This is a genomic window from Candidatus Erwinia dacicola, from assembly GCF_001756855.1.
Classification (GTDB): Bacteria; Pseudomonadota; Gammaproteobacteria; order Enterobacterales; family Enterobacteriaceae; genus Erwinia; species Erwinia dacicola.
In genome coordinates, this window is sequence record NZ_MAYS01000012.1 from 1 (window position 1) to 2,147 (window position 2,147).

Below are 2,147 nucleotides of genomic sequence, written 5' to 3' on the forward strand. Positions count from 1 at the left end.
ATTCTCCCTCCAGCGGTCGTTGCAGGAACGCCTGCATGCGCTCATCGATGCCGCGGCAGATGGACGACACCTGGCTACGGCTTTGGCATACAGCGACAGGAGATTGTCCATCCCGGTAATACGGGTCTGATTTTTCTTCACCTTTTGCGGTTCGAAGGTACCGTCACGATCGTGTGGGGTTCGCAGTTCCAGTGAGCCACCACTGCTGGCTACCGTCTTTGTCGAGTAACCATTACGGGCATTGCTACTGGTCCTAGGCTGGTTTTTATCGTACCCGAGATGGTGAGTCATTTCGGCATTGAGGGCGGCTTTCACACTAACTTTTTTCAGCAGCCGATCGAACTGATTGAGATCCTCTGGGGTTTTGAGATTTTTGGTCAGTTCATTAGCCAGAGCCTGTAACTGTTTTACGTCCATAATTTAACCTGTTTTAATGTTGAATTGAATATATCAAAATCAGGCAATTACACAATCTCGTGTACAGGCTCCTAACCGCGGTTAAGAACCTTGCGGAGGCCTTCGAACATTACAACGAATAGCATCCTCAGAGTGCGCTGGAATATCGTTCGAAACGGGAATATCTGCGGCGGCGAACCAGTCATGGGTTAAGCGATAAAAAGTGTCCGCTGCGTTCAGAGGTGCTAGCCCTTGGACATAGCTCTAGCTGATGCCCGGCTGCGCCGCGCCAAATCAGCAAACTCCGGCTATAGCGTTATGATTACAAAGGCAGATAGTGTAGAATACGCTTCCCCTAAAAAAGCGGATCGCGAAACAGCATGGCTGCCGGGGGCAGCAGACTGATTTTTCGCACGAATTTCCCCTTTATATGGCACCATCTTACCAATTAATGATGCCTAGGAAGGCGACACAGAGGTAGCTCCATGAGCGACAAGACCGAAAAGTTACAGAAAGTATTAGCACGCGCCGGGCACGGTTCCCGTCGTGAAATCGAAACCATGATCTCGGCCGGGCGCGTCAGCGTTGACGGCAAGCTGGCCACACTGGGCGACCGAGTTGAGCCAAGCGCATCTATGAAAATCCGCATCGACGGCCAAGTTGTGCCGGTCAACGAATCCATCACTGAAGTCTGCCGCGTACTGGCTTATTACAAGCCGGAAGGCGAACTCTGCACGCGTAACGACCCGGAAGGGCGCCCAACGGTGTTTGACCGTCTGCCTAAACTGCGCGGTGTGCGCTGGATTGCCGTTGGTCGTCTGGACGTTAACACCAGCGGTCTGCTGCTGTTCACCACCGACGGTGAGCTAGCTAACCGCCTGATACACCCGAGTCGCGAAGTTGAGCGCAAGTACGCAGTGCGCGTATTCGGAGCCGTCGACGACGATAAAATGAAAAAGCTGAGCCGTGGTGTGCAGCTGAAAGATGGCCCGGCCGCGTTTAAAACCCTGAAGTTTACCGGTGGTGAAGGGATCAACCAGTGGTACAACGTCACGCTGACCGAAGGGCGTAACCGCGAAGTGCGCCGCCTGTGGGAAGCAGTTGGCGTGCAGGTTAGCCGTCTGATCCGCGTGCGTTACGGCGATATCGGTCTGCCAAAAGGCCTGTCGCGCGGTGGCTGGAGCGAGCTTGAGCTGGCACCGACTAACTACTTGCGTGAGCTGGTGGGTCTGGATGCAGAAACCGTCAGCAAAGTCGCGGTGGAGAAAGATCGCCGTCGCACCAAGGCGAATCAGATCCGTCGCGCCGTTAAGCACCATACTACGACGGCGAAAGCCAGCAAGCCGGGCAGTAATCGCCGCCCGACTAAGTCGTCCAAGCGCCAGCAGCAGGGCTAACCTGCATCCCCTTAAGGGCTAGATATGCCTCGCCCTTGTTAAAGCCAGACGCTAAGCTACCAGTCAATTCCCTGCTGTGCTTGGATCTTGGTATCAAGCTGGCGGAGAACTGTATCAGCAACTTCCTCACCGGGGAAAGCGCTACAGCTACAGTGCCGAGAACCTCAAACGCGGTCCTATTCCCAACTGTGTTGGCATTGAACATCAGCTCAGCTGAAGCCGAACTCAAACAGAAACCTGGCCATTTCGAGATTGACACCATTTTTGGCAAAGACCAGAAGTCATTCCTGCTCACTCTCGTAGATAAGGCCCTAAAAACCGTCATCATTCGGAAGCTGCCCAATAAACGTGCGA

Annotated in this window: 2 protein-coding genes and 1 pseudogene; 2 read left to right on the forward strand and 1 reads right to left on the reverse strand. The window is 53.9% G+C overall.

What is annotated here, in order from left to right; translation table 11 throughout:
- Positions 1 to 417 (reverse strand): transposase (locus tag BBW68_RS00250; RefSeq protein WP_245675180.1); only part of this gene is annotated, 417 nt, incomplete at its 3' end.
- Positions 418 to 488: 71 nt separating this feature from the next.
- Between BBW68_RS00250 and BBW68_RS19295 the strand changes: the two are divergent.
- A pseudogene (locus BBW68_RS19295) lies at positions 489 to 668 on the forward strand (hypothetical protein); the annotation flags it as partial.
- 213 nt (positions 669 to 881) lie between these two features.
- The gene (gene rluB, locus BBW68_RS00255) at positions 882 to 1,793 is read left to right on the forward strand and encodes a 23S rRNA pseudouridine(2605) synthase RluB (RefSeq protein WP_070133522.1); all 912 of its coding nucleotides are present in this window, start codon (positions 882 to 884) and stop codon (positions 1,791 to 1,793) included.
- Positions 1,794 to 2,147: the final 354 nt, after the last annotated feature.